Raw genomic sequence first — 3,180 nt, forward strand, 5'->3', positions numbered from 1 at the left:
CGCAATGACACGACTTCGGCGGTACGCTTGAGCCCCGCTACATTGTCGGCGCGGAATCACTAGACCAGTGAGCTATTACGCACTCTTTCAAGGGTGGCTGCTTCTAAGCCAACCTCCTGGTTGTCTGTGCGACTCCACATCCTTTCCCACTTAGCGTACGCTTAGGGGCCTTAGTCGATGCTCTGGGCTGTTTCCCTCTCGACCATGGAGCTTATCCCCCACAGTCTCACTGCCGCGCTCTCACTTACCGGCATTCGGAGTTTGGCTAAGGTCAGTAACCCGGTAGGGCCCATCGCCTATCCAGTGCTCTACCTCCGGCAAGAAACACACGACGCTGCACCTAAATGCATTTCGGGGAGAACCAGCTATCACGGAGTTTGATTGGCCTTTCACCCCTAACCACAGGTCATCCCCCAGGTTTTCAACCCTGGTGGGTTCGGTCCTCCACGAAGTCTTACCTCCGCTTCAACCTGCCCATGGCTAGATCACTCCGCTTCGGGTCTTGAGCGTGCTACTCATACGCCCTCTTCGGACTCGCTTTCGCTACGGCTACCCCACACGGGTTAACCTCGCAACACACCGCAAACTCGCAGGCTCATTCTTCAAAAGGCACGCAGTCACACCACAAGGATGCTCCCACGGCTTGTAGGCACACGGTTTCAGGTACTATTTCACTCCCCTCCCGGGGTACTTTTCACCATTCCCTCACGGTACTATCCGCTATCGGTCACCAGGGAATATTTAGGCTTAGCGGGTGGTCCCGCCAGATTCACACGGGATTTCTCGGGCCCCGTGCTACTTGGGTGTCTCTCAAACGAGCCGTCAATGTTTCAGCTACGGGGGTCTTACCCTCTACGCCGGACCTTTCGCATGTCCTTCGCCTACATCAACGGTTTCTGACTCGTCCTGTCGCCGGCAGACGACAGAAGAGAGATCCCACAACCCCGTATACGCAACCCCTGCCGGGTCTCACACGCATACGGTTTGGCCTCATCCGGTTTCGCTCGCCACTACTCCCGGAATCACGGTTGTTTTCTCTTCCTGAGGGTACTGAGATGTTTCACTTCCCCTCGTTCCCTCCACACTGCCTATGAGTTCAGCAGCGGGTGACAGCCCATGACGACTGCCGGGTTTCCCCATTCGGAAACCCCCGGATCAAAGCCTGGTTGACGACTCCCCGGGGACTATCGCGGCCTCCCACGTCCTTCATCGGTTCCTGGTGCCAAGGCATCCACCGTGCGCCCTTAAAAACTTGGCCACAGATGCTCGCGTCCACTGTGCAGTTCTCAAACAACGACCAGCCACCCATCACCCCACCCTGACGGGCGAGTTCACTGGGGCCGGCATCGAGGGAATCTCATTCCCTCAGACACCCAACAGCGTGCCCGACACCCTCGCCTCTTCCCTCATCCGTTCCACGCTCTGACGAGCAGTACTGGGAGGAGAAGCAATCCGAGTGTGCCGAGTAGTCAACGTTCCACCCATGAGCAACCAGCACCGGACATTCGCCGATGTACTGGCCTCTGGACCGCCGAAGCAGCCTAGAAGTGCTCCTTAGAAAGGAGGTGATCCAGCCGCACCTTCCGGTACGGCTACCTTGTTACGACTTCGTCCCAATCGCCAGTCCCACCTTCGACAGCTCCCTCCACAAGGGTTGGGCCACCGGCTTCGGGTGTTACCGACTTTCGTGACGTGACGGGCGGTGTGTACAAGGCCCGGGAACGTATTCACCGCAGCAATGCTGATCTGCGATTACTAGCGACTCCGACTTCATGGGGTCGAGTTGCAGACCCCAATCCGAACTGAGACCGGCTTTTTGAGATTCGCTCCACCTCACGGTATCGCAGCTCATTGTACCGGCCATTGTAGCACGTGTGCAGCCCAAGACATAAGGGGCATGATGACTTGACGTCGTCCCCACCTTCCTCCGAGTTGACCCCGGCGGTCTCCCGTGAGTCCCCAGCACCACAAGGGCCTGCTGGCAACACGGGACAAGGGTTGCGCTCGTTGCGGGACTTAACCCAACATCTCACGACACGAGCTGACGACAGCCATGCACCACCTGTACACCGACCACAAGGGGGCGCCTGTCTCCAGACGTTTCCGGTGTATGTCAAGCCTTGGTAAGGTTCTTCGCGTTGCGTCGAATTAAGCCACATGCTCCGCCGCTTGTGCGGGCCCCCGTCAATTCCTTTGAGTTTTAGCCTTGCGGCCGTACTCCCCAGGCGGGGAACTTAATGCGTTAGCTGCGGCACCGACGACGTGGAATGTCGCCAACACCTAGTTCCCACCGTTTACGGCGTGGACTACCAGGGTATCTAATCCTGTTCGCTCCCCACGCTTTCGCTCCTCAGCGTCAGTAATGGCCCAGAGATCCGCCTTCGCCACCGGTGTTCCTCCTGATATCTGCGCATTTCACCGCTACACCAGGAATTCCGATCTCCCCTACCACACTCTAGCTAGCCCGTATCGACTGCAGACCCGAGGTTAAGCCTCGGGCTTTCACAATCGACGTGACAAGCCGCCTACGAGCTCTTTACGCCCAATAATTCCGGACAACGCTTGCGCCCTACGTATTACCGCGGCTGCTGGCACGTAGTTAGCCGGCGCTTCTTCTGCAGGTACCGTCACTTTCGCTTCTTCCCTGCTGAAAGAGGTTTACAACCCGAAGGCCGTCATCCCTCACGCGGCGTCGCTGCATCAGGCTTTCGCCCATTGTGCAATATTCCCCACTGCTGCCTCCCGTAGGAGTCTGGGCCGTGTCTCAGTCCCAGTGTGGCCGGTCGCCCTCTCAGGCCGGCTACCCGTCGTCGCCTTGGTGAGCCATTACCTCACCAACAAGCTGATAGGCCGCGGGCTCATCCTTCACCGCCGGAGCTTTACAACCCGGGAGATGCCTCCCAGGCTCATATCCGGTATTAGACCCCGTTTCCAGGGCTTGTCCCAGAGTGAAGGGCAGATTGCCCACGTGTTACTCACCCGTTCGCCACTAATCCCCACCGAAGTGGTTCATCGTTCGACTTGCATGTGTTAAGCACGCCGCCAGCGTTCGTCCTGAGCCAGGATCAAACTCTCCGTGAATGTTTTCCCGTAATCGGGACGACACACACGAGAGCGGTGCGAGAGGAGGAATGATCCTCTCGCACACAGCGTCCTCGCTGTGTTTTCTTCAAAGGAACC

At 58.0% G+C, this 3,180-nt stretch carries 2 rRNA genes (1 of these 2 only partly in view); both read right to left on the minus strand.

From position 1 onward, the window contains the following. A 23S ribosomal RNA gene (locus ABT137_RS50805) occupies nt 1-1,258 on the minus strand (it extends 1,294 nt beyond the left edge of the window). A 300-nt stretch (nt 1,259-1,558) separates the two neighbouring features. After that, nucleotides 1,559-3,081, minus strand: a 16S ribosomal RNA gene (locus ABT137_RS50810). The 16S and 23S rRNA genes sit together here, the layout of an rRNA operon. Between the last annotated feature and the right edge of the window lie 99 nt (nt 3,082-3,180).

Source organism: Streptomyces sp. NPDC001980 (assembly GCF_040296885.1).
Classification (GTDB): domain Bacteria; phylum Actinomycetota; class Actinomycetes; order Streptomycetales; family Streptomycetaceae; genus Streptomyces.